The 26,414-nt window shown below is 68.4% G+C and carries 20 protein-coding genes; 10 read left to right on the top strand and 10 right to left on the bottom strand.

The window, feature by feature from the left end:
• Genes ACT3UN_RS04460 through ACT3UN_RS04450 form a run of 3 tightly spaced genes read right to left on the bottom strand, consistent with a single transcriptional unit; the run spans position 1 to position 4,774 of the window.
• Positions 1–2,022, bottom strand: a complete 2,022-nt coding sequence (locus tag ACT3UN_RS04460) for a glucose PTS transporter subunit IIA (protein ID WP_441582763.1) — start codon at positions 2,020–2,022, stop codon at positions 1–3.
• The gene (locus ACT3UN_RS04455) at positions 2,019–3,737 is read right to left on the bottom strand and encodes an alpha-glucosidase (RefSeq protein ID WP_444656458.1); all 1,719 of its coding nucleotides are present in this window, start codon (positions 3,735–3,737) and stop codon (positions 2,019–2,021) included. The genes ACT3UN_RS04460 and ACT3UN_RS04455 overlap by 4 nt, the downstream gene beginning before the upstream one ends.
• 20 nt (positions 3,738–3,757) lie before the next feature.
• Entirely contained in the window at positions 3,758–4,774 is a 1,017-nt protein-coding gene (locus ACT3UN_RS04450) for a LacI family DNA-binding transcriptional regulator (protein ID WP_441582765.1), read from the bottom strand.
• Positions 4,775–5,080: 306 nt separating this feature from the next.
• Here ACT3UN_RS04450 and ACT3UN_RS04445 point away from each other — a divergent pair, with 306 nt between their 5' ends.
• The 5 genes from ACT3UN_RS04445 to ACT3UN_RS04425 are packed head-to-tail and all read left to right on the top strand — an operon-like array spanning position 5,081 to position 8,854.
• Positions 5,081–5,866, top strand: coding sequence for an ECF transporter S component (locus ACT3UN_RS04445; protein WP_301442496.1), 786 nt, complete (start codon positions 5,081–5,083; stop codon positions 5,864–5,866).
• A complete protein-coding gene (locus ACT3UN_RS04440) occupies positions 5,863–6,567 on the top strand; it encodes an energy-coupling factor transporter transmembrane component T (protein WP_441582766.1) in 705 nt (234 codons plus the stop codon). Before ACT3UN_RS04445 ends, ACT3UN_RS04440 begins: the two co-directional genes overlap by 4 nt.
• Positions 6,568–6,625: 58 nt before the next feature.
• Positions 6,626–7,507, top strand: coding sequence for an aldo/keto reductase (locus ACT3UN_RS04435; protein WP_444656455.1), 882 nt, complete (start codon positions 6,626–6,628; stop codon positions 7,505–7,507).
• 15 nt (positions 7,508–7,522) lie between these two features.
• Entirely contained in the window at positions 7,523–8,404 is an 882-nt protein-coding gene (locus ACT3UN_RS04430) for an FAD:protein FMN transferase (RefSeq protein WP_444656453.1), read from the top strand.
• Positions 8,405–8,425: 21 nt separating this feature from the next.
• Complete coding sequence (locus tag ACT3UN_RS04425; RefSeq protein WP_301442492.1) at positions 8,426–8,854, top strand: hypothetical protein; 429 nt, start codon at positions 8,426–8,428, stop codon at positions 8,852–8,854.
• Between the two features lie 15 nt (positions 8,855–8,869).
• Here the strand turns inward: ACT3UN_RS04425 and ACT3UN_RS04420 are convergent, their stop codons facing one another.
• The 3 genes from ACT3UN_RS04420 to ACT3UN_RS04410 all read right to left on the bottom strand — a co-directional run bounded on the left by ACT3UN_RS04420 (position 8,870) and on the right by ACT3UN_RS04410 (position 14,637).
• Complete coding sequence (locus tag ACT3UN_RS04420; RefSeq protein ID WP_441582769.1) at positions 8,870–9,601, bottom strand: SDR family oxidoreductase; 732 nt, start codon at positions 9,599–9,601, stop codon at positions 8,870–8,872.
• Between the two features lie 126 nt (positions 9,602–9,727).
• Positions 9,728–12,070 (bottom strand): YhgE/Pip family protein, encoded by a 2,343-nt coding sequence (locus tag ACT3UN_RS04415; protein WP_441582770.1) that lies wholly within the window; start codon positions 12,068–12,070, stop codon positions 9,728–9,730.
• Positions 12,067–14,637 (bottom strand): YhgE/Pip family protein, encoded by a 2,571-nt coding sequence (locus tag ACT3UN_RS04410; RefSeq protein WP_444656450.1) that lies wholly within the window; start codon positions 14,635–14,637, stop codon positions 12,067–12,069. The genes ACT3UN_RS04415 and ACT3UN_RS04410 overlap by 4 nt, the downstream gene beginning before the upstream one ends.
• Positions 14,638–14,716: 79 nt before the next feature.
• On the opposite strand from ACT3UN_RS04410, the gene ACT3UN_RS04405 reads away from it, so the two are divergent.
• From ACT3UN_RS04405 to purT, 5 genes are all read left to right on the top strand, one after another.
• Entirely contained in the window at positions 14,717–16,729 is a 2,013-nt protein-coding gene (locus ACT3UN_RS04405) for a fructose-specific PTS transporter subunit EIIC (protein ID WP_444656448.1), read from the top strand.
• 29 nt (positions 16,730–16,758) lie between these two features.
• Positions 16,759–17,907 carry an ATP-binding cassette domain-containing protein gene (locus ACT3UN_RS04400; RefSeq protein WP_301444037.1) on the top strand — a complete coding sequence of 383 codons (1,149 nt, stop codon included), beginning with the start codon at positions 16,759–16,761 and terminating at the stop codon, positions 17,905–17,907.
• A gap of 103 nt (positions 17,908–18,010) precedes the next feature.
• Positions 18,011–18,814, top strand: coding sequence for a MerR family transcriptional regulator (locus tag ACT3UN_RS04395; protein ID WP_441582774.1), 804 nt, complete (start codon positions 18,011–18,013; stop codon positions 18,812–18,814).
• Between the two features lie 74 nt (positions 18,815–18,888).
• Positions 18,889–19,845, top strand: a complete 957-nt coding sequence (locus tag ACT3UN_RS04390) for a TauD/TfdA dioxygenase family protein (RefSeq protein WP_444656446.1) — start codon at positions 18,889–18,891, stop codon at positions 19,843–19,845.
• A gap of 56 nt (positions 19,846–19,901) precedes the next feature.
• A complete protein-coding gene (purT, locus tag ACT3UN_RS04385) occupies positions 19,902–21,176 on the top strand; it encodes a formate-dependent phosphoribosylglycinamide formyltransferase (protein WP_301443638.1) in 1,275 nt (424 codons plus the stop codon).
• A gap of 15 nt (positions 21,177–21,191) precedes the next feature.
• Here purT and ACT3UN_RS04380 read toward each other — a convergent pair whose 3' ends face one another.
• The 4 genes from ACT3UN_RS04380 to ACT3UN_RS04365 form a co-directional block, all read right to left on the bottom strand.
• Positions 21,192–21,959 (bottom strand): hypothetical protein, encoded by a 768-nt coding sequence (locus ACT3UN_RS04380; RefSeq protein ID WP_301443639.1) that lies wholly within the window; start codon positions 21,957–21,959, stop codon positions 21,192–21,194.
• Positions 21,960–22,023: 64 nt separating this feature from the next.
• The gene (gene trhO, locus ACT3UN_RS04375) at positions 22,024–22,947 is read right to left on the bottom strand and encodes an oxygen-dependent tRNA uridine(34) hydroxylase TrhO (protein WP_444656443.1); all 924 of its coding nucleotides are present in this window, start codon (positions 22,945–22,947) and stop codon (positions 22,024–22,026) included.
• A 63-nt stretch (positions 22,948–23,010) separates the two neighbouring features.
• Positions 23,011–23,580, bottom strand: coding sequence for a GNAT family N-acetyltransferase (locus tag ACT3UN_RS04370; protein ID WP_444656441.1), 570 nt, complete (start codon positions 23,578–23,580; stop codon positions 23,011–23,013).
• Positions 23,581–23,908: 328 nt separating this feature from the next.
• Positions 23,909–25,339, bottom strand: a complete 1,431-nt coding sequence (locus ACT3UN_RS04365; protein ID WP_444614992.1) for an FAD-dependent oxidoreductase — start codon at positions 25,337–25,339, stop codon at positions 23,909–23,911.
• Positions 25,340–26,414: the final 1,075 nt, after the last annotated feature.

Raw genomic sequence — 26,414 nt, 5'->3', positions numbered from 1 at the left:
CTAGGCACCCTCGGTGACGGAGGAGGCGGCACCGGACGGTACCGCGTCCTTCGGGGTTGCGGTGATCACTGATGTGCCTGCCAGGACCGGAACTCCGTCTTCCCCGGTGACACTGACGGGAGTCACGGTCTCCATCTTCCGGGTGTTGGTGACGATGACGACCACGGTCGCATCGAGCCCTTCCGCCTCGATGGCGTCCTTGTCGAACGTGCCGAGCAGGCTCCCTTGCCGCACGGTCTCGCCCTGGGTCACGGCAGTCTCGAACGGTGCACCCTTGAGGTTCACGGTGTCGATACCGATGTGCACGAGTACCTCCAGCCCTGTATCGGTCTTGAGGCCGTAGGCGTGACCGGTGTCGGCGACGACCTTCAGTTTTCCGCTCTGTGGCGCGTAGACACTAACCACCCCGTCTTCGTCGGAGACCACGCCGAGTCCGTCACCCATCTTCCCGGAGACGAAGACGGGATCGTTGACCTCACTCAACGCCGTGGTCGTCCCCCGAATCGGTGAGTAGACCGTGTTCGGGGCGACGTCGGCGACCTCGGCCACGACGGTGTCCGTCTCGTCCTTCCCGTCGTCCTTCTCTCCGTCGGGAACGAGGATCTCCTTCGGGATCGCGAAGAGGTTCGTCGCAATGAACGCAGCGGCGACGGCGAGCACGGAGACCACCAGGTACAGCAGCAGTGCGCGGGTGTCGTAGATGTACATCAGGTAGGACGGCAGGACCGCCAGCCCGTAGGAGTTCGCCTGGACGTGCAGGAGGCTGAGGAACGCGCCGGCGACGCCGGAAACGGACACCGTCACGATCAGCGGACGCAGGTTGTAGCGGATGAGGATACCGAACAGCGTCGGCTCCGAGACGCCGAACAGCTGGGACATGAATGCGCCCATCGACGTGGCCTTCGCCTTGTCGGAGCGGGCGCGGAGGAACATCGCCAGCGCCACTCCGAGGTTGGCGAATCCGTACATGCCGGCAAGCGTGATCAACGGGTTGAGCCCGGTGTTGCCCAGCATCGAGGTCTCGATCATGATCATGGTGTGGTGGATTCCCACCAGCACCATCATCGGGTAGGCCGCGCCGACCAGGGCGCCGCCGATGCCCAGGGGAAGTCCGATCAGGTACTCCACACCGTCGACCATGGCGAGTTCGATCCAGTGGACGATCGGGCCGACGAGCATGATCATCACCAGGAAGGTGGTGAGCATGGTGAGGAACGGGGTGAAGATCTGCTCCACGACATTGGGCATGTGCCGGCGGAAGAACTTCTCGAACCGTGTGCCGATGTAGCCGGCGAAGAGGGCGGTGAGCACGGACCCCTGGTTGCCGACCACGGGGATGAAGTCGAACAACATGATGGCGTCCTCCGACCCGTCCGCCACCGCGTAGGCGTCCGGCAGGATCGGGGACACGAGCATGAGCCCGATGACGATGCCGATGACCGGCGTGCCCTTGAAGTAGCGGAACGTGGACCAGACGATCAACGCAGGCAGGAAGGCGAACACGGTGTCGGTCAACACCGAGGTCATCTCCATGAATGTCTCCGGGATGTCGTCCAGGGTCGCGTTGAACAGGGCAAGGACCTGTTCATCGGTCGCCGCACCGCGGAGTCCCAGGAAAAGTCCGGTGGCCGCGATGACCGGGACGATGGGGATGAAGATGCCGGCGAGCATCGCCATCGTGCGCTTGACCAGGGACGGTTTCTCGCCGTCCTCCCCGGCGTCGTCTGTGTCCTCGTCGTCATCGTCCTTGCCGTAGATCGCGTTGACCTCACCGAGGTCCTCGATCGCGGCGTAGACGTCGTTGACGGTGCCCGTGCCGACGATGACCTGGTACTGCCCCGAGGCGAAGAAGACGCCCTGCACCTCGTCGATGTTCTCGACCACGTCGTCGCCGATGAGGGAACGGTCCCGGACGACGAAACGCAGTCGGGTCTGGCAGTGGGTCACCGAGCGGATGTTGTCGGGACCGCCGAGTGCGTCGACGATCTCACGGGCGATGCGTGCATGGTGGTTGTCGGTCATCGTGCGTCCACCTCCACGAGGATCGCCTGGTAGGGCAGCAGGGTGACCGTGTCGCCGTCCTGCTTCAGCCGGTCGAGGTTGTTCAGGTGAACACGAACGGTCGGAACGGTCACCGTCGGCTCCTGCGTCGACCAGTTGGCGTAGACGTGCAGCCGCTGTCCCCGGCGGTAGGCGATGACGTCATCCGGAACGTCGGTGATCTCGGCGATGTCCCCGTAGATCAGTTCCGCGGACAGCCCGGAGTCGTTCCGCAGCTCAACCATGCGGCGGTAGAAGTTCAGGACGGAGTCGGGGTCGTCTTCCTGTGCTGCGACGTTGAGGGTGTCACTCTGCAGGGAGAGTCCGAGCCACGGCTCGTGGGAGTCGCTGAAGCCGGCGGTGGCGGAACCGTCCCAGTGGAACGGGGTACGCCCGTTGTCGCGGGACCGGTCGTTGACGAAGCCCAGCGCCTCGTCCGGTGAGAAGCCCTCCTCCTGGGCGCGGCGGTAGTTGTCGTGGCTGGAGAGGTCGCTGAACTGGTTGATGCTGGTGCGTTCCGCGTTGACCATGCCGAGTTCCTGACCTTGGTAGATGAAGGGGACGCCGCGGAGGAAGAAGTAGGTTGCGCCGAGGGCCTTCGCACCGGTGCCGTTGCGGTACTCAGGGTCGCGGATGAACTTCGAGACGCTCCGCGGTTGGTCGTGGTTCTCCAGGAAGTTCGCCGCCCAGCCGACCTCCTGCACCTTCATCTGGCTGGTGAACAGCAGCTCCTTGAAGTCCGGGACACTCCAGTCGACCTGCCGGTACCATTCCGAACCGGACTCCACGTCAACGTCGGCGTAGTGGAAGTCGAAGATCATGGAGAAGTACCCGTGGTCACCGATGAACTGGTCGAGCTGGTCGTAGCGCACGCCGGACGCCTCTCCCACGGTGACGGCGTCGTGGCGGGAGAACGTCCGGTCCTTGAGCTCGTTGAGGAAGTCCTCGATGCCGGGCTGGTTCTCCGTCCGGCGACGGACCTTGCCCAGGCCGTCGTTGCCGTCGGGTTCGAGGTCCCGGTAGCCCGGGTCCTTCTTGATGAAGGTGATCGCGTCGATGCGGAAGCCGGCTAGACCCTTGTCGAGCCACCAGTTGACCATGTCGAAGATCGTTTCGCGCAGTGCCGGGTTCTCCCAGTTGAGGTCGGGCTGCCTGGACGAGAACACGTGGTGGTAGTAGGTGCCCGGCTCACCCGGGACCTCCGTCCAGGACGGTCCCTGACCGAAATTCGACCGCCAGTTGGTCGGTGGGCCGCCGTCGTGGCCCTGCCGGAAGATGTAGAAGTCGCGGTAGGTCGACATGGGGTCGGCCAGCGCCTCCCGGAACCACTGGTGTTCGTCGGAGGTGTGGTTGACGACCAGGTCCATGATGACCTTGATGTCCAGGTCCCTGGCCCGGGCGATGAGTTCGTCGCAGTCGGCCATGGTGCCGAACATCGGGTTGATCGCACGGTGGTCGGAGATGTCGTAGCCGTTGTCGACCATCGGGGAGGCGTACACCGGCGAGACCCAGATCATCGTGATCCCGAGGCTCTTCAGGTAGGGCAGCTTGGCGATGATGCCGCGGAGGTCACCGATGCCGTCGTCGTCCTCGTCGCGGAAGGACGCGGGGTAGACCTGGTAGATGACCTCCTTCTGCCACCAGTGGACGGGGCCGTCGAGTGCGACGAGAGGCTGCTGGGGTGTGGTGGTCGTCAAGGTGGTTCTCCTTCGTGGTTTCAGGCTGAGGCCCGGATGACCAGGCGTGGTGTGAGGTCGAGGTCCCCGGGGTCGGGGCTGTCGTCGGCCGCGGTGGGCGCGTCGAGGCCGCGCAGGAGACGCAGGACGGCGGCCCGGGCCATCTCGGCGACAGGTTGGCGGATCGTGGTCAGTGGGACGCTGAGGTACGGGGCCATCGGTTGGTCGTCGTAGCCGATGACCGCGATCTCCCCGGGGACACGGATCCCCTGGTCGGTGAGTCCGCCGATGAGTCCGGTGGCGACTTCGTCGGAGTTGGCGAAGAACGCGTCCGGACGCTGCGCCGGCGCGAGCCCGGCGACGGTGCGTGCCAGGTCGGCGCCGTCGCCGACCGTGTGCCGGTCCGTGAAGATGATGTCCTCGTCCAGCGGCAGGTCATGCTGGGTGAGGAAATCCCGGTAGGCCTCATTTCGGTCCCGTCCGTGGCGGGTGTCGCCGAATTGGCCGCCGGTGGCGTAGGCGATCCGGCGGGCCCCGTTGCCCCAGAGGTGTTCGAGTGCTTCGGTGGTGGCGGTGTAGTGGTCCACGGTCACCGACTGCAGGTTCGGGGTGGGGAAGGTCTGGTTGAGGACCACGATGCGGTTCGGCACCGCGTCGGCGATCTCGGCGACCGTCGCAGCGGACTCCACCGACGCCAGGATCACGGCCTCGATCTCCCGGCTCTTCAGCTTGTCCAGGAAGGCGCGTTCGCTGGCGGCATCGCTGTAGGTCTGCGAGACCATGACCTGGTAACCGTGCTGGTGGAGCTCGCGTTCGACGGCGTCGAAGAACTGGGTGAAGAACGGGTTGGTGATCCGGGAGACCAGGACCCCGATGTTCGGGGTGGTGCGGGTGCGCAGCTGGGAGGCGATCGCGCTGGGGGTGTAGTCGAGTTCCTCGATGGCCGCCTGGATCCGCTCCCGCTTGTCCTCCGAGATGTAGGGGTGGTCGTTCAGGTAGCGGGACACCGTGGACACGCCGACCCCGGCGTGACGGGCGATCTCTGAGATGGTCGCCATGTGGTCAAGTCCTTCCTGGCATGTGGTGTGGTATCGATTTCATACGGCGATGGTAGCGGCCGTCCCGGGTGAGCACAAGGTTTTGTAGAGAAAGTAATCCTCGCCACCCATGACACGCGCCCCGCAAGGCCAACCAGCACCCCGTCTTGCTCCGGCCACCGCGACTAGGCACGATGGGACGAGCTACAGACCGGCTGCGGGCTACCGACCCGCAGCCAGCCACAGGCCGTCCTCCGAGGTGACATAGGGGAGCGGCCACGGTGCCGTATCCCCGCGCGCCGTCCCGTCCCACCCAGGAGCCTCCCCGTGCGTCCTCTGTCACGCCCCCTGCGCATCACCTTGATCTCGGTCGCCGTCGTCATCTACGCGGTGACCTGGCTCTACCTGGTGCTGAATCAGCCGGAGGACTCCGACTTCTCCTCCATGGCGGACTCCGCCTCCACCACGATCGCCCTCGTCGGCTTCCTGGTGCCCACCATCATCGCCCTGGTCGTGGTGATTCCCACGCTGCCGGTGCGCACGTTGGCGTTGATGCCGGTGGCGCTGGTGCTCAACATCGTCGTCGGGCAGGTCGTGGGCACGATGGGCCTGCCGATCCCGCTGTACCTCGACTCCTTCGGCACCGTGCTGGTCGGTGTGCTGGCGGGCCCGGCGGCGGGTCTGGCGACCGGTGGGCTTTCGGCATTGGTGTGGGGCACGTTCAACCCCACGATCGTCCCCTTCGCCGCCGGCTACGCACTGATGGGTCTGGCTGCCGGTCTGGTCAGGAAGCTGTTCCGGTCGTCGTGGTGGAAGGTCGCGGTCGCGGGCCTGGTGCTCGGTTTCCTGTCGGCACTGGTGTCCGCGCCGGTGGCGTCGTTCATCTTCGGCGGCACGGCGGGCACGGGCACGGGCCTGCTGGTGAGTTTCTACCAGTCTCTCGGGGCGTCGCAGACCACGGCCGTCTTCCTGCAGTCCTGGACCTCGGACCCGTTGGACAAGGTGATCGTCTTCCTTGTCGTGTGGGTGGTGGTGCGGTCGTTGCCGGAGCGCTCGCTCAGGACATTCGACCCGGACACCGCCGAGGCGCGGAAGGTCCCTGCGACGGCATGAGTCCGGTGAGTCCGCTTACCCCGTTGACGGCGGCGGTCTGCTCGATCATCACGGTGATGGTGGTGCACGATCCGTGGGTCTCCGCCGGGTTCCTGCTGCTCGCGGTGGTGCTCACATGCGCGGGAGGACGCCGCCAGCGCCGTGCGCTGGTCGCCGGCCTGGTGCTGTCGGCACCGGCGTTCCTGTCGTACGCCCTGATCTACGTGCCATTCGGGGACGTGGAGGTCGCCCGGTTCCTGATCCCGGTCACGTCGGACGGTGCGTGGATCGCCTGGGACCTCGGCCTACGCTTCGCGGCGATGACGTGTGCGGGGTTGGTGCTCGGCAGCTTCGTGGATGCCGACGCCCTGATGCGGCGACTCCAGCTCAGCGTGCCGGCACCGCTGGTCTACATGGTGGGCACGGTGGTGCGGCTGCTGCCGATGGCGCAGCAACGGTGGAGGACGATCCGGCAGGTCCAGGCGTCCCGCGGTGTGGACGTGGACACGTGGCGTTCCCGGGGAGCGACGGTCCTGCCGCTGGTGGTGGGGCTGATCGACGACGCGTCCCAGCGCGCGCGTCCCCTGCAGCGAACGGGGATCGGCGAGCCGGGCCCGCGCACGCTGCTCATGCCGGTCGCGGACTCCACGCTGCAGCAGGCGTGCCGGTGGTTGATGGTCGTTGCCGCGGTGGTCGTGATCGTCGGCGGGGTGTTCCTGTAGGAGGGGTGTACTCACAGTCACTGCCTCACGTCCCGAACCCGCGCTACCGTCGGTAACCATGACCACCAACGTAACTCTGAACAACGGCGTCGAGATGCCCGCACTGGGCTTCGGCGTTTTCCAGACCCCGCCGGAGAACACGGCAGATTCCGTGGCCGAGGCGCTGCGCGTCGGCTACCGGCTCATCGACACCGCAGCGGCTTACTTCAACGAACGCGAGGTGGGGGAGGGGATTCGCCGCTCGGGCGTGGACCGCTTCGACATCTTCGTCGAGACGAAGCTGTGGATCAGCGACTACGGCTACGACGAGGCTCTCCACGCCTTCGACAAGAGCGCCGGCAAGCTCGGCGTCGAGACCATCGACCTTCTCCTGCTGCACCAGGCCATGCCCACCGAGTTCGACAAGACCGTCGCGGCGTACAAGGCGCTCGAGACCCTCCTGGCGGACGGGAAGGTGCGCGCCATCGGCGTCAGCAACTTCATGCCGGAGGTCCTGCGCGACCTCATCGAGCAGACGGACGTGGTCCCGGCAGTCAACCAGGTCGAGGTGCACCCGTACTTCACCCAGCAGGACGTCCAGACCGCCGACAAGGAGCACGGGATCCTGACCCAGGCGTGGTCGCCGATGGGTGGCATCACCAGCTACCGCGGGGATTCCGAGCGCTCGACCTTCAACGACCCGGTGCTCGGCGAGGTCGGCGACAAGTACGGCAAGACCCCGGCGCAGGTCATGCTGCGCTGGCACCTCCAGGAGGGGCGCTCGGCGATCCCGAAGTCCGTCAACCCGGAGCGCATCGCCGCCAACTTCGACGTCTTCGACTTCGAGCTGACCGACGCCGACCTCGCCAAGGTCAACGGCCTCGACACCGGGGTCCGCGGTGGACCCGACCCCGAGTCCATCACCACGGAGGCGTTCGGGCGCGACATCCCCGAAGCCTGACCGCAGGACGTACCCATGGGACGCACGGTGTTCGCCTTCGACGCGATCGGCACCGGATGGCGCGTCACCACCGATGAACCGTTGACCGGCGCGCTGCGCCGGGACGTCCTGTCCCTGTGTGAGGACGTCGACAGGGTGTGGTCGCGGTTCCGCGCCGACTCCCTCGTCGCCGAGATCGCGCGTGCGGATGCTGGGGGAGGCTTCCGCATTCCCGAGCGTGACATGGCTCTGCTGGACCTCTACGACCGTCTCTTCCACGCCACCGGTGGGGCGGTTGATCCGCTGGTCGGCCGCGATCTGGAGTTGCTCGGCTACGACGCCGGCTACTCCCCGGTCCCTGACCGAGACGGTCTCGCTTCACGCACGCCGGACGACTGGTCGCGTGACGTCCGCCGGACGGGGGACGGAAACATGCTGGTCACCGAGCGTCCGGTGGTGATCGACGTGGGGGCCGCCGGAAAAGGGCACCTGGTCGACCTGGTCGCCGAGCTGTTGCGTCATGCCGGTGTGGAGAACGCGCTGGTCGACGGGGGCGGGGACGTCCGACACGTCGGATCGGAGCCGGTCGTCGCAGGTCTGGAACATCCCACGCGCCCTGGGCGCGTGATCGGCACCGTCGCGCTGCAGGACGCGGCGCTCTGCGCCTCGGCGGTAAACCGTCGTACCTGGGGCGAGGGCCTGCACCACATCCTCGACGGACGCACCGGGACACCGGTGACCGACGTCGTCGGGACGTGGGTCGTCGCCGCCGACGCCGCCACGGCGGACGGGCTCGCCACCTCACTCTTCCTCGCCGATCCCGGGCGGTTGGGCGGGTTCGACGCCGCCTGGGTACGCATGCTCGCCGACGGCCGCGTCCAGTGGTCGGACAACTTCACCGGCGAGCTCTTCATCTAGAACTCTTGTAAGGAGACCCCCATGAAGTCCCACATCCTCACCCGCGCCGCCTTCGGTGCCGCAGCCTCGGTGTCCCTTGCCACGGTACTGGCTGGTTGCGCCGGTGACGGTGAACCTGGTCCGAGGACAACCGCCGCACCCACCAGCACCGGCGGCTACGCCGACGGGACGTACACGGCCCGCGGCGTCTACGGCGGGGCGCCGTCGCACATGGACTTCACGGTCACCATCGAGGACGACGTCATCACGGACGTCGAGTCTGAACTCATGGAGGACAACAACGACACCTCCCGCGGCTACCAGGAGCGCTTCGCCGCTGCGCTGCCGGACGAGGTGGTCGGTGAGAGCATCGACGACGTCGAGGTCGGGTTCCTCGCCGGCTCGAGCAGCTGTGGCGACGGCTTCAACGACGCCGTCGCGCAGATCCGTGAGGAGGCCCGCGGCGCGTGACCGCGTGACCCTGCGCTACCCGGCCTGCGTGGACGGCCGCACCAGGATCTCGTTGATGGCGAGGTGGCGCGGGCGGGTGAGCGCGAAGGCGATGATGTCGGCGATCTCCTCGGGTTTGACCGTCGCGGCGTCGTAGCCCTCCTGGACGGCGGCACGGGTGGCGTCGTGGGTGATGTGGGTCGGCAGTTCGGTGTCCACGACCCCGGGCTCGATGACCAGGACACGCACGTCCGGCAGCAGTTCCTGGCGAAGCGACTCCGACCAGCCGTTGACTCCCCACTTGGTGGCCGCGTAAACGCCGTTGGTGGGGCGCGCGGTGCGTCCGGCGACGGAGGAGATGTTCACCAGGTCGCCGCCACCGGCGGTGAGCTGGTCGAGGAAGACCTCCGTGGCGGTGATCGCGCCGAGCAGGTTCGCCTCGACCATCGCGCGGTAGTCGTCGTGGCGATCGGCGGAGAACGGCCCGAGCAGCATGGTTCCGGCGTTGTTGACCAGGACGTCGGCACCGCCGAGTTCGTCCTGCACCCGCTGCGCCGCCGCGAGGAGCTGCTCGTGGGAGGTGACGTCGGCCTGGATCGCGATGGAGCCGTTGTCCAGTTCGGCGGCCAGCGCCTCGATCCGGTCGAGGCGCCGGGCCAGCAGTGCAACGCGGTAGCCGTTCGCCGCGAGCGCCCGGGCGGTCGCCGCCCCGATGCCGGAGGACGCTCCGGTGACGACGGCGACGCGGTCTGAAGGAGTATTCGACATGGGGACGATCCGTTCTTGAGGGGAAGGAGCAGGTTCGGCCTGCTCAGGGACTCCTCAAGTCAAGCATCGTCGATCATGCCGCGGCAGGGACCGCTGTTCGGTGTACTGCCAGACCAACCCTCACGTTCACGACATGATCTTCGTCGACTCGATGGCCTCGGTGGTCTTGCGGTTGTAGCCGTCGAGCAGGCGGCGCAGCACCAGGCCGAGGATCAGCGCGGGGACCGCGAACAGCAGCAGCAGTCCGAGCTCGATCCACAGGTCGCCGCGGTACACCCCGGCGATGGCGGCGCGCATGGCGTCGATCGCGTGGGTGGCGGGCAGCCACGGGCTGATGTTCTGGAACCACTGCGGCAGCAGCGGCAGCGGGTACGCACCGCCGGCACCGGACACCTGGAACACCAGCAGCAGCACGGCGATCGCCTTGCCCGCACTGCCGAACGACAGCACCAGCGTGTACACGACCAGCATGAATACCAGTGAGGTGACCCAGCCGCAGATCATCAGCAGGAACGGGTGCGCGGCGTCGATCTCCACGAAGAAGATCAGACTCAGCACGGCCAGGGTGCTCTGCGCCAGGCCGATGAGCGCGAAGATGCCGAAGCGTCCGAAGTACTGCTGCGCCCGCGTGTACTCCGGCTCGGTGTCGGACGTGGCGGACGCGCCGGACGGCTCGGCCGCCGCGACGTCCTGCGTCGTAGCGTCCTCCCCGGCAGCCGCGGCAGCGGCGTCGTTGCCGTCGCCGTCACCGCCGTCACCACCGGACGCTGCGCCGTCGGAGCCCGCAGCGTCCTTCCCGGCGGTCTTCTTCTCCGGCAGGCCGGTGCGCACCAGCACGGCGGTGATGGTCGCGCCGATCCACAGCGCCAGGGCGGTGTAGAGGGGCGCCATGCCCACGCCGAAGCTGGCGACGGGGAACACCGGGTCGCGTTCCACCTCCACCGGCGCGGCGAGCTGCGAGGCCAGCGCCTCCGGGTCCGAGCCCACGACCTCGGCGAGGCGGGAGAAGTCGCCGGTGTCGCCGGCGGTGGCCAGGGCCTGCTGCAGCTCGGAGAAACGGTCGGCGTGCTCGTCGAGGCGGTCGGCCATCGTGGCGGTGGCGTCGCGCGTGCGCGCCAGGGCCTCGCCCACGGACCCGGGGGAGTCCGAGATCGTGCCGCGGATGTCGCCCAGGTCCTCGCGCACGCTGGAGATGTTGTCGCCCAGCGAGTCGAGGGTCTCGCCCAGCGAATCGAGCTGGGGTTTGAGGTCCTCGCGGTAGGACGTCACGGCGTCGTCCACGGCGGCGCGCGCCCGCGAGATCGCGTCGCGGCTGTCCTGCCGGGAGGACTCCGAGGAACTGGTGCCGGCCTCGATGTCCTCGGCGGTCTGCGCGAGGTTGTCGTGCAGGTCGGTGCTGCGGTCGATGGCGGCGTCGAGGCGGGAGAGCACGCGCTCGTAGCCGGGCTCGGCCACGTCCGGCAGCACGCCGGACACGTTGGACTCCAGGGAGTCGCGCAGCGACTGGAAGAAGTCGGCCTGCTCCTGCACGCGCTGTGCCATGGTGCGGAAGGTGGACGCGGTGCTGGTGCTGGTGGCGTCGGCGCTGTCGAAGAGCTCGTCCAGACGCTCACCGACGGCGGCGTAGCTCTGGCCCGTGGCGTCCAGCGCGGTCTCGAGCGAGTCCGTGGCCCCACGCAGGGTGGAGTCCAGGTCGCTGGCGGCGCCGGCACCGTCGCCGGCCTGGCTGGAGGGGTCGTCGAACTGCCCGCCGGCGGCCTCGACGATGTTGCCCGCGCCCTCCACGAGGGGGATGGAGGTGTCCAGCAGGCCGGTGAGCGAGCGCACGGTCTGCGCGCCGGAGTGCAGGCGGGTGCTCACGTTCTCCACGCGCGACTCCACGCGTTGGATCGCGGCCTGGGTGTCGTCCTGCTCCAGGTAGTCGTCCAGGGACGACACCAGGCCCAGTCCCACGCTGCTGATCGTGCGCGTGAAGGTCTCGTTGATCTGCGAGATCATGCCCTCGGCACCCTGGGAGGTGATGACCGTGGACAGCGCGTTCTTCTTCTCGTTGGTGTACAGGTCCAGCGTGGAGGGCTCGGAACCCTCCACGTAGAAGGTCAGCATGTCGGTGCTGAACGTGGGCGGCAGCACGATGGCGGCGTAGTAGTCGCCGGCCTTTGTGCCCTCGATGGCCTCGTCCTCGGCGGTGATGACCCAGTCGATCTGGTCGTTACGGCTGAGCTGCGAGAGCACCTGGTCACCCAGGTTGATCTTCAGGGAGGCAAGGTCGCTCTCGTGGCCCTCGTCGGTGCTGGCCACGGCGATCTTGAGCTGGTCGGTGTTGCCGAAGGGGTTCCAGCTGGCCAGCACGTTGAACGTGGAGAACAGCAGCGGGATCAGGATCAGACCCACGACCACCACGGAGGACATCACGTTGTTGCGCAGCCCGCGCAGGTCGCTGCGCAGGATGCTCAGGGCGTTGCTCATGCGTCGTCACCGTCCAGGGAGTAGGTCTTGTGGCGTTCGGCCTGTGCGGCGGCGGCCTCCCGCAGCTCCTCCTCGGAGAGGTCGGTGAGCTCCTGGACGTGGGCGAAGCTCTGCTTCACGTACTCCAGCGCGGCGATCACGCCGACGATGATCAGACCCCACAGACACGCCAGGCCGAAGATCACCGCCTTCTCCCCGGAGTAGACCCGGGACAGGACGCACAGGGCGACCACACCCACGACGCCGGCGATCACGGCGGCGCGCAGCAGGGTGGTGTAGTTGTCGCGCACCGCCTTCCACCGGTGGTCGATCTCGTCGCGGAAGGCGTCGCGGTCACGCATGGCGTGGATGACGTCGGTCAGACGGTAGCTGCTGCCCACGATCTCGACCTGGTCGTTGACGATCAGGCCGGACGCGGCATGCTGCCGGTTGACCATGCGTTTCACGTTCGACAGGCTGCGGCGGCCCAGGGTGCCGGCCACGAAGGCGAGCACGGCCATCAGCGCCAGTGCGCCCATCGCCTTCCAGTAGTGGTCCTGGTAGAAGCCGCCGATGGTCTCGCGCAGCGCGTCGATGCCGTAGGTCAACGGCAGGATCGGGTGCAGCGCCTGGAAGAAGTCGGGGGTCATCTCGATCGGGTACATGCCCGAGGCCCCGGGTATCTGGAGGAACGCCAGGACCACGGCGATCACCCGCCCGATGTGCCCGAGGGCGGACACGAGCCCGTAGATGATGCTGAGGTAACAGAGGCCGATGAGCACGCAGGTGCCCACGAAGACCACCGGGTTCACGGTCTGCACACCGATGACCAGGTTGCCGACGGCCACCACCACGCCCTGGCACGCGGCCAGCACGGCGAGCAGCAGCAGACGCCCGCGGTAGGCCTGGGCCACGGTGAGCTTCTTCAGCCGGGCGGTGTCGACCTCCGTGCGGAAGATCATCATCAGCATGAACGCGCCGATCCACAGCGACAGGTTGGTGAACAGGGCGGCCATGCCGGAGCCGTAGCTGCCGACCGGGTACACCGCGTGGCTCTCCACCTCGGCGGGGCTGGCCATGAACTCGGAGATGCCCACCGAGTCCAGACCGGCGACGGTGCCGAGCACCCCGGAGCCGGACGCGGCGTTCAACGCCAGGACGTCCGCCCGCGCCGTGCCCAGACCGTCCTCGATGCCGGAGAGGTCGTCGCGGAAGTTGCCCAGGACGTCCTGCGTGGTGCCGATCTGCCCGTCGACGCCGTCGAGCAGGTTGATCGACTCACCGATCAGCGTGCGCTGGGAACTCAGTGCGGAGGAGAAGGCGCCCGCGGTGGAGTTGACCTGGTTGATCGCCGAGTTCAGCGCTGGCATGGAGTCGCCGACGGCGCTGCGCAGGCCCTCGGCGGTCTGCCGGGTGTCGCTGGTGGCGTCCGCCAGGGCGTCCGCCGCGGCGTTGACGGAGGAGAGCGTGTCGGACGCATTGTCCTGCAGGCCCGTCAGGTCGTCGATGATCGCCTGGTTGGAGGCGTTGCGCTCGCGCAGCTCGTCGAGGGTGTCGCTGAGCGGCCCGGCGACGCCGGGCGTGACCGCGGCACTGTCGACCAGGCTCTGCAGCTGGTCGATGGCCCGGTCGGCCTGCCGGACGATGCCGGACGCCTCGCGCGTGGCCGTGCCGATGCCGGCGCCGGCGCGCTCCAGCTCGCCGGTGACCGAGGCGATCGCGGAGTTCGCCGACGCCGTACCGTCCGCCAGGGCGGTGGAGCTGTCGAGGAAGGCCGAGGTCGCCGCGTCGGAGAAGTCCGACACCTGCGTCTGGACCTCGCTCATGATCGACTGCACCTGCCCGAGCGCGGTGGTGGCGTCGCCCAGCGTCGCGTCGACGGAACGCAGCGCGTCCTGCGTCGCGGAGATCGTGGGGCGGGCGTCCTCCAGGCGCTGGCTGATGCGCGTCACCTCGTCCTGTGCGGACGCCATGGTCTCGGCGGTCTCGTCGAAGGCGTTGGCGGTGCGGGTGCCCGCGTCGGTCAGCTGGTCGCCGAGGTCGCCGCCGGCCTCGCGCAGCTCGGTGGTCACGGCCTCGGCGACGGTCTCCTTGAACACCGAGTTGATCGTGGTGTCCAGGGTCGTCGCGCCCTGGTCCGTGATCTTCGGGGAGATCGCGCTCTTCTTCTCGTTGACCTGGTACTTCAGCGTGGGCTGGGAGTAGGTGCCCTGGAACATGCTGAGGATGTCGGAGGAGAAGGTCGACGGCACGGTGATGCTGGCGGACACGTCGCCACGACGCACCGCCTCGGCGGCCTCGTCCTCGTCCATGAACTGCCAGCCGAGTTGGTCGTTCTCGCTGATCTGGTCGACGAGCTGCCCGCCGACGTCGATCGGCCCGGTGATGTCGGAGGTCCCTCCCTCGTCCTCGTTCACCACGGCGACACCGATGTTCTCGGTGTTTCCGTAGGGGTCCCAGAACGCGGCGACGTTCACCCACGAGTACAGCGCGGGGGTGATCAGTACGCCGATCACGATCACCCAGACCTTGGGGGTGCGCAGGATACGTCCGACGTCCCGCGTGAAGATGTTCCAACTTGCAGCCACCCGGTGACCGTAGCACTTAGGCCCCCTACATGAGGTAGGTGTGCAATTATCCGCAGTGAACTTCTCTACCCTCGAAACGATGACGTCATCAGAGCCCCCGCCACTCGTTCTGGCGATCACCGCGTGCCCCACCGGAATCGCCCACACCTACATGGCCGCCGAGAACCTCGAGGGGGCCGCCGACGTCGCCGGCGTGCGGGTCCGGGTGGAGACCCACGGGTCCATCGGGGTGGAGAATTCCTTCACCGACCAGGAGGTCCGTGAGGCCGCGGCGGTCGTGGTTGCGGCGGACATGAAGATCGACACCTCCCGGTTCGCGGGCAAGCCGCTGCTGTCCACGGGAGTGGACGACGGCATCAAGCGGCCGGCCGAGGTGCTCCGGCGGGCGTTGGACGCACCGACGAGCAGCGGTGAGGACGCCGGCGCCGGTGGCGCCGGTGGCGCCGGTGCCGGGACGGCGGCGGGGGAACGGTCCTGGATCAGGACGTTCGGGGACGACCTCTACCGTGCGCTGATGAACGGCGTCTCCCACATGATCCCGTTCGTCGTCACCGGAGGGCTGATGCTCGCCGTGGCACTGTCCCTGGGCGGGGAGCCCACGGCCGAAGGGCTGGTCATTCCCGAGGGGACGTTCTGGGACACGCTCAACCAGCTCGGTGGTCTGGCCTTCTCCCTGATGGTTCCGGTCCTGTCCGGGTACATCGCGATGGCCATCGCCGACCGGCCCGGCCTCGCGCCGGGTTTCGTGACCGGGCTCGTGGCGGTGACCGGCGACCTGTACGGGTCCGAGGCGGACGCCGGGTTCCTCGGCGGCATCGTCACCGGTGTGCTCTCCGGGTACGTGGCACTGGCGATCCGGCGGATCCCGGTCCACAAGTACATCCAGCCGATCTGGCCGATCATCGTCATCCCCGTGCTGACCACCCTCATCGTCGGTGGTCTGTTCATCTACCTGCTGGGTAACCCCATCGCCACACTCTTCGAGGTCATGACGGAGGGACTGGAGGGGATGCAGGGGTCGTCCGTGCTGCTGCTCGGGGCGATCATCGGGGCCATGATCGCCTTCGACATGGGCGGACCGCTGAACAAGACGGCGTTCCTCTTCGCCGGTGGTCTCATCGCCACCGGCAACGCGGCGCCGATGGGCATGGCGGCGGTCGCGATCGCCGTGCCGCCGATCGCCGCCGGTGTGACGACGCTGCTCGCCCGCCGCCGGTTCAACAAGGCGGAGCGTGACGCCGGGATCGCCGGGCTCTTCATGGGCTTCTTCGGCATCTCCGAGGGTGCGATTCCCCTGGCTGTCGCCCGGCCGCTGCAGATCATCCCCGCCAACGTGATCGGTGGTGCGGTCGCCGGAGCGTTGGCGGGCATGTTCGGGGTGAAGGACAACGTGATGCACGGTGGGCCGATCGTCGCCGTCCTGGGGGCTGTCGAGGGCATCGCCTGGTTCTTCCTGGCCCTGGTCGTCGGCATCGCCGTGACGACCGCGGTGTCGCTGCTGCTGATGGTGGTCACCACGGGTGCACCTGAGGTGGGGGAGGATGAGGACCCCGACACGGAGCCGGCCTCGCCGGACCTCATCGACGCGGGCACCGTCGTCCTCGACCTGGTTCCCGCGGCGGACACGGCGGACGCAGGGGACACAGCGGACGCAGCGGACGCGGCCGCGGTGATCCGTGCCCTCGCCGGTCAGGCGGAGGAGCAGGGACGTCTCGACGCTCCGGGCGTGGTGGACGCCGCCCTGGCCCGTGAGGCGCAGTCCATCACCGCGGTCGGCCACGGCGTGGCCATCCCGCACGCACGCAGCGCCGCGGTGAGCGTCCCGACCCTGGTCTTCGGACGTCTCCGGGCCCCCGTTGAGTGGGACGCCCCGGACGGTGAGCCTGTCGACCTGGTGTTCCTCATCGCCGTGCCGGAGGATTCCGGGAAGCAGCACCTCAGGGTCCTCGCGAAGCTCGCCCGTGCATTGATGAGGGACGAGTTCCGGGAGTCCCTCCGGCGGGCGACGTCGGCGGGGGCCGTGGTCGACCTGGTGAAGGACCTCGGTGTCGAGGAGGTGCAGGGGGCGGGGACGCAAGCGCAGAGGGCTTGACGGGACACCGCCACTGGTACGGTCACCTCATGATCGACCGTTTCATCTGGGCGTCCTCCGGGGCCGGGTTGTCCGAACACGCGTGGGCCGCCGCGGAGGAATCCGGGGCGGCCTGGGTGGGTAACGACGCCGCCGCCCACGTCTCGTTGCTGCGCTCCACCGTCCGCGAGGAACTGGCCTTCGGCATGGAGCAGCAGGGCATCGCACCGGAGGTCATGGCCACCCGGATCGATTCGGCGATGGACACCTGGGGGCTGCGCACCCTCGCCGACCGCGAGCCCTCCCGGCTGTCCACCGGCCAGACGCGCCGGGTCGCCATCGCCGCGGCCCTGCTGCGCGATCCCGGCGCCCTGGTGCTGGACTGCCCGACCGACGGGTTGGACGCCGCGGCCGTCGAGACCCTGCGGCGCACCCTCGCCGGTTTCGACGGCGACGTCACCGTCTACGACCGGGTGCGTACCGTGCTCGCCGACGACGCGAGCCACGAGATCCGGTTGGACGCCACGCCCGCCGCTGCACCTGACCCCGTGCCGGACCCAGTACCGGACGCTGCCTCCGCCGCGTCCTCCCGCGGCACGGTGCTGTCCGTGCGCGACCTGACGGTGTCCCGCGGCTCCTTCGCCCTGGGCCCGGTCAGCTTCACCGCGCAGGGCGGGCAGGTCACGCACCTCGCCGGGCCGAACGGGTCGGGCAAGACCACGCTGATGCTCGCCGTCCTCGGCCTGCTGCCGTGCGGCGGGACCGTCGAGGCGCCGGTCGTCGGCTGGGCGCCGACGGGGATGGACGCGGCGTTCTCGCGCCGCACCGTGCTCAAGGAACTCGCCGTGGGCACCGACGCCGCCCACGCCGAGGTCGCGCTGCGGTGGGTGGGGCTGGAGCGGTGGCGCGACGTCCACCCGTTGGACGTCCCGAGCTCGCCGCGCAGGATGCTCGCCGTCGCCGCGGCGCTGGTGCGGGGGCCGGGTCTGCTGATCCTCGACGAGCCGACCGTGGGGTTGGACGCGGAGGGGTACGCATGGCTGACAACGGTGATGCGGGGCTACGCGGCCGGGGAGTACCACGCCGCACTGGCCGACAGTGGGCTCGCATCGCGGGAGCTGCCGTCGCCGGCGGTGCTGTGGTCCTGCCACAATGCCGCCTTCGCCGACGCTGTCAGCGACCGGTCCCACGTCCTGTAACTATCCGAGCCGATTCGGTCGGCTTCGTTGTAGGACATCGACAGAAACGGCTCGGAAAGTAACGCTTGACCCTCACGCGGCGTCAGGGGCGAGGATCCTGGGTATGGAACAAAACGAACAGAACACAGAACTCACCGTCAGCCAGGCCGCCGACTTCCTCGGGGTCACGGTGCGCACCCTGCACCACTGGGACGCGAAGGGGCTGCTGGTCCCGCAGGTCCGCACCTGGTCGGACTACCGCATCTACACCGACGACGACCTCGTCCGCGGCCAGCGCATCCTCGTCTACCGCGAGTCCGGCGTCCCGCTGGGCGAGATCGCGGAGATGTTGGACGGTGCCGACGAGCGCACGCACCTGCTGCGCCAGCGCGAGATGCTGCGCGACCGCCGCGACGGGGTCGACAGAATGCTCGCGGCGGTGGAGGACCTGCTCGCAGAGACGGAGTCAGGCGTGTACACGGGCCCGGTCCCCGCTGAGCGGGTGCGCGAGATCCTCGGCAACGGTTGGGACCCCGACTACCAGCGCGAGGCCGAGGAGCGCTGGGGTGACACCGAGGAATGGCGTCGCTCGCAGCAGGTCATGGAGAAGATGGGGGAGGACGACTGGACGGCGATCCGCGCCGAGGGCGATGACTTCGCCCGGGCGCTCGCCGAGGCCCACGGCCGCGACGTCGCGCCGGGCTCGGAGGAAGGCAATGCCCTGGCGGAGCGTCAGCGTCGCTCGATCTCGCAGTGGTACGACTGCCCGCACGACCGTCAGGTGATCCTGTCGGCGATGTACGTCGGTGACGACCGGTTCCGCATGAACTGGACGGTGGACGGGGTGGACCACACCGACTACCTGGTGGAGCTGATCAAGGCGAACGCTGCCGACCGGGGAGTGGACCTGGACAATCCCCGCTGGTGAGCCGTAGGGCCCACTTCGATTCACCCTGACCGGAACCGGTGCACGGTCCCGGCGGGCTGTGCCAGGCTGACCCCATGACCAAGAAACAGACAGATCAGTCTATCGAACTCACCCGCCTGTCCCACAGCGTCGGCGCCAAGGTCGAGGGTCTGCGTCTCGACGGCGACCTCGACCCGGACACCGCCGGGTGGCTGCGCTCCCAGCTCGCCGTCCACAAGGTCCTCATCATCCGGGGCCAGCAGCACCTCACCGACGACTCCCAGTACGCCTTCGCCCGGCTGCTGGGCACGCCCACGCTGGCGCACCCCACCGTGGCCTCCCACGGTCAGGACAGTCTCATCCTGGAGGGGGCGGCGAACGCCTGGCACACGGACGTGTCCTTCGTCGACCGGGTGCCGAAGATCTCGGTCTTGCGCGCCGTGGAACTGCCCGGCTACGGCGGGGCCACGGAGTGGGCGAACACGGTCGCCGCCTACGAGCGGCTGCCGGAGCCGCTGCGCGAGCTGGCGGACCGACTGTGGGCGGTGCACACCAACGACTACGACTACGCCTCGGCGCGGGAGCAGGCGCAGAACAAGGACTCGACCGACTCCAGCGGCTTCTCCTACGCGGAGTTCACCCGGGTCCGTTTCGAGACCGAACACCCGGTGGTCCACGTCCACCCCGCGACGGGGGAGCGCTCGCTGCTGCTCGGACAGTTCGTCTCCCACCTGGCGGACCTGCGCGACGACGAGTCCCGTGACCTCGTCCGGCTGCTCCAGGCCCGCATCCTGTCGCCGGACAACACGCTGCGCTGGCACTGGGAGGAGGGCGACGTGGCGATCTGGGACAACCTGGCCACCCAGCACTACGGGGTCGCCGACTTCGGCGACCAGGCGCGGAAGAACCATCGCGTCACCCTCGCCGGGCCCGTGCCGGTGAGTGTCACCGGCGAGCATTCGCGCGTGATCACCGGGGACGCCTCGGCGTACTCGGTCGTCGACGAGGAGGACCGCCTGCCCGGCTACCCGGGAAACCTGGCGGTGGCGTGACTGCACCCTGACGAGACTGCGGGTTTCCCGCGACGCGGCTGGTAGCGTCTTGTCCCATGTACACGCCTGACGTCATCGGTACACCTCTCGCGCCCAACGCCACGAGGGTCCTGCTGCTGGGATCCGGGGAGCTCGGAAAGGAGGTGACGATCGCCCTGCAGCGCTACGGGGTCGAGGTCCACGCCGCCGACCGCTACGCCGGGGCGCCGGCGCACCACGTCGCCGACGCGCACCACACCATCGACATGACGGACGCCGCCGCCGTGCGCGGTCTCGTCGAGAAGGTGCGTCCGCACTTCGTCGTCCCCGAGATCGAGGCGCTGGCGACCGACGCGCTGCAGGACGTGGAGGACGAGGGCCTGGCGACGGTCATCCCCACCGCCCGGGCGACGCGTCTGACGATGAACCGCGAGGGCATCCGTACCCTCGCCGACCGTGACCTCGGCCTGCCGAACTCCCGCCACGTCTTCGCCTCCACCTACGAGGAGTTCACCGAGGGCGTGGAGCGTATCGGCATGCCGTGCGTGGTCAAGCCGGTGATGAGTTCCTCGGGCAAGGGGCAGTCCTACGTGCGCTCGGAGGACGACATCCGCACGTCGTGGGAGTACGCGATGAGCGGGGCGCGCGTGTCGTCGGGCCGGGTGATCATCGAGCAGTTCGTGCCCTTCGACTACGAGATCACGCTGCTCACGGTGCGTTCGGTGGATCCGGACTCCGGGGAGGACGCCACCTGGTTCTGCGAGCCGATCGGGCACCGTCAGGACCGGGGCGACTACGTGGAGTCCTGGCAGCCGGCGCAGATGACGACGGCGGCGCTGGAGTCGGCCCGGTCGGTCGCCGCGCGCATCACCGGCGCCCTGGGGGGACGCGGAGTGTTCGGCGTGGAGCTGTTCGTCAAGGGTGACGACGTCTACTTCTCCGAGGTCAGCCCCCGCCCGCACGACACCGGCATGGTGACCATGGGTTCGCAGCGCTTCAGCGAGTTCGACCTGCACGCCCGCGCGATCCTGGGCCTGCCGATCGACACCACGCTGATCTCCCCGGGCGCCTCCGCGGTGATCTACGGCGGCGTGGAGGGTGGCGCGCCGGACGCCGCCCCGACCTACACCGGGTTGAAGGACGCCCTGTGCGTCCCGGAGACCGAGGTCCGCATCTTCGGCAAGCCGGTCAGCCATGAACGACGCCGCATGGGCGTGGCCTTCTCCACCGCCGAGACGGTCGACGGCGCCCGCGAGCGCGCCACGCAGGCCGCGTCCGCCGTCACCGTCGGTATTGAGCCTGTTGAGGTTGCGGCCCCTGAGGTTGTCACCGACGGCTGGGGACGCGCCTAGCGTCCTAGTCCGTCACTAGTCGTTGTCGTAGAGGACCTCGGCCTCGACCTGCACGAGCCACCCGGCCACGGGCTGCTCGGCCACGCCGACGGTGACCACCGTCGGTTTCGTCGGGTTCGTGTCCCCGGAGTAGGGGGCCTCGTCGTCCCCGGTGGTGTCGGTCGGCTCGGTGCCGGGGGAGGACGGTGCCGAGGTGGTTGCGGACGCCGACGGGGAGGACGGTTCGGACGTCGCGGAGCTCGACGAGGGGCTGGTCTCCGCGGTCAGCGTCACTGCCGAGGTGCCGGTCAGCAACGAGTCGCCGGTCAGCGGGTCGAGGTTGGCGAAGAACTTGCGGTAGGCGCGCTCCCACCCCTCGAAGTCGGCCGTCCCGGCACCGTCTTCGGGAGTGAGGTAGACCCGCAGGGAGGCGACCTCGGAGATCCGGCGTCCCTCCTGCTCCACCATGTCGGCGATCTTCTGCAGGACCTGCAGCGACTGCGCTTCAGTGACGCTCATGCGGGCGGGGAGTTCGCCGTCCTCCAGCAGGTCGGGGTCGACGAAGGACATCGCCGAACCGTCCTGCGCGTCGGCGTTGAGCACGTCCGGCCCGGTGCCGGACGTGCGCCACAGCTCGGCGCTGCCGGGCGCGGACAGCGCCTGCGCGCGGTCGGCGGTGCCGTCGTCCTGCGTGGTGGTGAAGACGGTCTCGAAGGAGCAGGCGGAGAGGCCGAACAGCAGGACGGTGCTGGTCGCCAGCGTTGCGACGGTGCGTGCTGTGGCGACTCGACGATTGCGGGTCATGGGGTGGGCTCCTGCTTGAAGGTCGCGAAGGTACGTCAACTGACTTTAAGGGTAGCGGGCCGCGTCAGGACGCAGCGGCGTGGCAGGTGTCCCCGCCGCAGTGCGCCGTGGCCGGCGCTGCCGCGCAGGCGTCGCACAGCAGCACCATCTCCCGGCAGTCGCCGTTGACGCAGTTGTGGAAGGTGTTGGTCGCAGTGCCGCAGTGAACGCAGGCGCCGAGGGGCACGGAGTCCTCGCTGAACTCCATGTGCATGCGTTTGTCGAAGACGTAGAGGGAGCCCTCCCACAACCCGTCGTCGCCGAACTGCTCGCCGTAGCGGACGATGCCGCCGTCGATCTGGTAGACGTCGGTGAACCCGCGGTTGCGCATCAGCGAGCTGAGCACCTCGCACCGGATGCCGCCGGTGCAGTAGGTGACCACGGGACGGTCCTTGAGGTCGTCGTACCTGCCCGACTCGATCTCGCGGAGGAAGTCGTGGGTGGTGTCGACCTCGGGGACGACCGCCCCCTTGAACCGTCCGATCTGCGCCTCCATGGCGTTGCGTCCGTCGAAGAAGACCACGTCCTCGCCGTTGGCGCGTTTCTGTTCGACCAGCTCGTTGACCTGGGTGGGGGAGAGGTGGGTTCCGCCGCCGACCACGCCGTGCTCGTCGACCTGCAGCTCCTCGGCGGCGCCGAAGCTGACGATCTCCTCACGCACCTTCACCGACAGTTTCGGGAAGTCCTCGGCGGAGCCGGGCGACCACTTGAACTCCATGTCGTGGAAGCCGGGGTACTCGCGGGTACGCCGGATGTAGAGCTTCACGCTGGTGAGGGAGCCGCCGACGGTGCCGTTGATGCCGTGGCGGCTGATGATGATCCGGCCGCGCAACCCCAGTGACTCGCAGAGCGTGCGTTGCCACAGCATCACCGCCGTCGGGTCCGCGACGGGGGTGAAGCGGTAGTAGAGGAGGATGCGCGTCTCGGAGTTGGTGCCTTTGGTTCCCACCCTGGTGATTCTATCGCCGGTGGGACCGGTCCGATGCACCTAGGCCGGGCTCTTGTCCGCGCTCTAGTCGAGCGTGAGGTGCATCTCCTGGTGCTCGATGCCCTCGGCCATGAAGGGCTCGTCGGTGGCCTCGAAGCCGTAGGACTTGTAGAAGGACATCAGGTAGGTCTGCGCCTCGATCTTCACCACGGTCTTCTGGACGTTGGGGTCGATGGCCGCGGCACGGCCACGGATGACCTCGAGGGCGTCGTCGACCAGCTGGGAGGCGATGCCGAAGCCGCGGAAGTCGGGGTGCACGCACAGGCGTCCGATGTGCTGCTCCTCGGGCGGGCCGAAGACGCGCAGGGTGCCGACGAGGCGCAGCGGCGAGCCCGGGTCAGGCACGCCCCAGGGGAAGTCGGGGCCGGAGCCGGGGTGGACGTACGCCAGGAGCTGGTGGGTGCCGGGGTCGATGTCGGTGTCGTCGATCTCGGGGAAGCTGGAGCGCTGCTCGTTGACGAAGACGTCCACGCGCAGCTTGTACAGGGCGTGGACCTGTTGGGGCTGCATGTTCAGGACCTGTTTGCCGGTGATGTGGATCTCCGGTGCCTCGGTGGCGGGGTTCTTGCCGGCAGTGTTCGTGGTGTTGCTCATGTCGTTAAGGATAACGGTATGAACGTCATGAATCACCAAAAGACGGAAGAAAAGCCGTTTTTTCCTGTTCTGCGCAGAAAAACGCGTGGACCTGGGAGTTTGTGGCGCCTTCGGGGTCCGGAGTTGCACTGGACATTATAATTTTTCACGGTGAATAACGAGATGATTTTCCTGTATCGCTCACTCCGGGAAGCCTGGGGTTCAGGGCCCGGGGAGACGACACAGGGGCGAAGATCGAGCGTGGGAGCGTCGAATCCGGTGATTCAACGCTCCCACGCTCGATCTTCGCCCCTCGGTCCCCCGCAAGGGACCCGCTGCAGGCGCGCTACTACGCCTTCACGCGTGCCTCGCCGCTGGAGTAGTGGACCATCTCCTCGTGGGAGCGGACCTTCTTGCGCTCGCGGCCCTCGGCCTCGCCCAGGGCGCGCTCGTGGGCGTCGAGGTTGTACCAGCCCTCCCAGGTCGTGTAGTCGACCTCACGGGAGTGCAGGAGCTCGATCACGTCGTCCTCGCCGGGGGCGTCGGGGCCGAAGCCGATGCCGGCGTCGTAGTCGGCGAGGAGGTTGGCGACGGCCTCGTTGGCGTCGCCCTTGGTGTTGCCGATCAGGCCGACCGGGCCGCGGCGGATCCAACCGGTGGCGTACACGCCGGGCATGGTCTCACGCAGCTCGGCCTCCGGGTCGGCGGAGCCGGGGACGCCGGCGATGCCGTCGGCGGTGGGGCCCTCGGTCAGGACGCGTCCGCCGACGTTGGGCAGGACGTTCTCCTTGCCGTCCCACGGCAGGTCCTTCTGCTCGTCGGACTTGTAGCCCACGGCGCGGTAGACCTGGCCCACGTTCCACTCGGTCAGCTCACCGGTGGAGCGCACTCCGCCGGTGCCGTCGAGTTCCGTGCGCTCGGTGACCAGCGTGGTCACCTTGCCGTCGTCGTCGGTCTTGACCTCGACGGGAGACTCGAAGAAGTGCAGGTAGAGCTTGTGTGGTGCGCCCTTGGGCTCGGCGACGGCGTAGTTCTCCAGGATGGTGCACACCTGGTCGGTGATCTTGGAGTTGTGGCGGGCGTTCTCGGAGCCCTCGTCGTAGTCGATGTCCTCGGGGTTGACGACGACCTCGATGGTGTCGGAGTGGTTGAGCTCCTTGAGCTCCAGGGGGGTGAACTTCGCCTGGGCGGGGCCGCGGCGGCCGAAGACGTGCACGTCCTTGGCCTTGTTGTTCTTCAGGGACGCGTAGACGTTGTCCGGGATCTCGGTGACGAGCAGCTCGTCGCCGGTCTTGGCCAGGACACGGGCGATGTCGAGGCCCACGTTGCCGACGCCGATGACGGCGATCGACTCGGCGTCGACGTTCCAGGAGTCCTCGAAGTGCGGGTTGGCGTCGTAGAAGCCCACGAACTTGCCGGCGCCGTGGGTGTGCTCGCCGCCGGGGATGTTCAGGTCCCGGTCGTCGGTGGCACCGGTGGCGTAAATGACCGCGTCGTAGTGCTTCTTCAGGTCCTCGAGGGTGACGTCCTCACCGACGTTGACGTTGCCGAGCAACCGGATCTGGGGCTTGTCCATGACCTTGTGCAGGGCCTTGATGATGCCCTTGATGCGCGGGTGGTCGGGGGCCACCCCGTAGCGGATGAGACCGAAGGGGGCGGCCATCTTCTCGTAGAGGTCGATGGAGACGTCCTTGCCGGACTTCATCAGTGCGTCGGAGGCGTAGATGCCGGCCGGGCCGGATCCGATGACGGCGACGCGCAGGGGGCGGTTGTCAGACATGAATGCGTAGGTCCAATCCGTGGTTGGCGGGTTCGTGCGGCAGTCCGGGGTGGATCGATCGGGGGCGATCTGCCGCCGGGCAGGGGTGTGGTCTTGTACGTGTACGTTAGTCCGCCCCCGTCCGAACGGAAAGTGTCGACAAGGTGTCGACGCTGTCGGACACGGCACAGGTGAGGAGGGTCACGTACAGGTGTGACCTGGTGTCAGGCAGAGACTATAGACCACTTGGTCTGTCGCGGGCAAGGGCGGACCGCGAAAGTGCTCGTCACGCCGGGTAAGCATCTCCTACGTTGTGTCCGTGGACAGACCGGTCTAGTCTGGGGCGACACCTTTGGGGCAGACCAAGCGGTCTGCAATGCCGGTGTCCTGACCGGCTCCAGCGCCCTCGGTCCATGACACGACGGCCGGAACGAGACCAGGAAGATCAGGAGAAGTGATCGTATGACGACGGCGACCGAAGAGAAGCCCGACACCGTTGCCAGCACCGGCGGCGACCCCGTGGCGGAGGCCGAGGGGCGCGTCGCCGAGGCCACCGCGGCCACGGAGGCCGCGGAGGCCGCCGCCGAGACGGATCCGAACGACAAGCAGCTCGCCGCTGCCGCGCGTCGTGCCCGGGCCGCGCAGAAGAAGGCCGCCCGCGGGCTGAAGAAGGCGAAGGAGGCTGCCGAGAACGCCGCCGAGAACGCCGAGGAGGAATCCCAGGACACGCAGGACGCTGCGGCCGCCGCCCCCGAGGGCGCCCAGCCCGCCCAGCCCGCGCAGGACGCTCCGGCCGCCGCAGGCGCACCCGCCGGTGCGGGCCTGGCGCTGGGCGAGACCTTGTCGCTGGTGCAGTCGGGCGCCTCGGTGCTGTCCGTCGCCGCGCTCGCCGCCGAGCGTGCGGCCGCGGAGAACCCGCAGGACGCCCAGCTCGCCGAGGCTGCCCGCGCCATCCGACTGGCCGAGCAGCAGGCCGCCCTGGCGCTGCAGGCCACCGGCACCGCCGCCGGGGTCGAGACCGCGGGAAGCGCGCAGGACGCCACGGCGTCCGCCGCGTCCGACGCAGCGTCCGAACCTGCCCCGGAACCGGCCGCCG

This window comes from Corynebacterium sp. AOP12-C2-36 (assembly GCF_052379185.1).
GTDB lineage: Bacteria > Actinomycetota > Actinomycetes > Mycobacteriales > Mycobacteriaceae > Corynebacterium.
This window is presented reverse-complemented; position numbering and strand designations above follow the sequence as displayed.

Bases quoted from the DNA above. Each gene is read 5' to 3' on its own strand.
- ACT3UN_RS04460 (WP_441582763.1), bottom strand. From the start codon at position 2,022: ATGACCGACAACCACCATGCACGCATCGCCCGTGAGATCGTCGACGCA.
- ACT3UN_RS04450 (WP_441582765.1), bottom strand. From the start codon at position 4,774: ATGGCGACCATCTCAGAGATCGCCCGTCACGCCGGGGTCGGCGTGTCC.
- ACT3UN_RS04440 (WP_441582766.1), top strand. From the start codon at position 5,863: ATGAGTCCGGTGAGTCCGCTTACCCCGTTGACGGCGGCGGTCTGCTCG.
- ACT3UN_RS04435 (WP_444656455.1), top strand. From the start codon at position 6,626: ATGACCACCAACGTAACTCTGAACAACGGCGTCGAGATGCCCGCACTG.
- ACT3UN_RS04430 (WP_444656453.1), top strand. From the start codon at position 7,523: ATGGGACGCACGGTGTTCGCCTTCGACGCGATCGGCACCGGATGGCGC.
- ACT3UN_RS04425 (WP_301442492.1), top strand. From the start codon at position 8,426: ATGAAGTCCCACATCCTCACCCGCGCCGCCTTCGGTGCCGCAGCCTCG.
- ACT3UN_RS04420 (WP_441582769.1), bottom strand. From the start codon at position 9,601: ATGTCGAATACTCCTTCAGACCGCGTCGCCGTCGTCACCGGAGCGTCC.
- ACT3UN_RS04415 (WP_441582770.1), bottom strand. From the start codon at position 12,070: ATGAGCAACGCCCTGAGCATCCTGCGCAGCGACCTGCGCGGGCTGCGC.
- ACT3UN_RS04405 (WP_444656448.1), top strand. From the start codon at position 14,717: ATGACGTCATCAGAGCCCCCGCCACTCGTTCTGGCGATCACCGCGTGC.
- ACT3UN_RS04400 (WP_301444037.1), top strand. From the start codon at position 16,759: ATGATCGACCGTTTCATCTGGGCGTCCTCCGGGGCCGGGTTGTCCGAA.
- ACT3UN_RS04395 (WP_441582774.1), top strand. From the start codon at position 18,011: ATGGAACAAAACGAACAGAACACAGAACTCACCGTCAGCCAGGCCGCC.
- ACT3UN_RS04390 (WP_444656446.1), top strand. From the start codon at position 18,889: ATGACCAAGAAACAGACAGATCAGTCTATCGAACTCACCCGCCTGTCC.
- purT (WP_301443638.1), top strand. From the start codon at position 19,902: ATGTACACGCCTGACGTCATCGGTACACCTCTCGCGCCCAACGCCACG.
- ACT3UN_RS04380 (WP_301443639.1), bottom strand. From the start codon at position 21,959: ATGACCCGCAATCGTCGAGTCGCCACAGCACGCACCGTCGCAACGCTG.
- ACT3UN_RS04370 (WP_444656441.1), bottom strand. From the start codon at position 23,580: ATGAGCAACACCACGAACACTGCCGGCAAGAACCCCGCCACCGAGGCA.
- ACT3UN_RS04365 (WP_444614992.1), bottom strand. From the start codon at position 25,339: ATGTCTGACAACCGCCCCCTGCGCGTCGCCGTCATCGGATCCGGCCCG.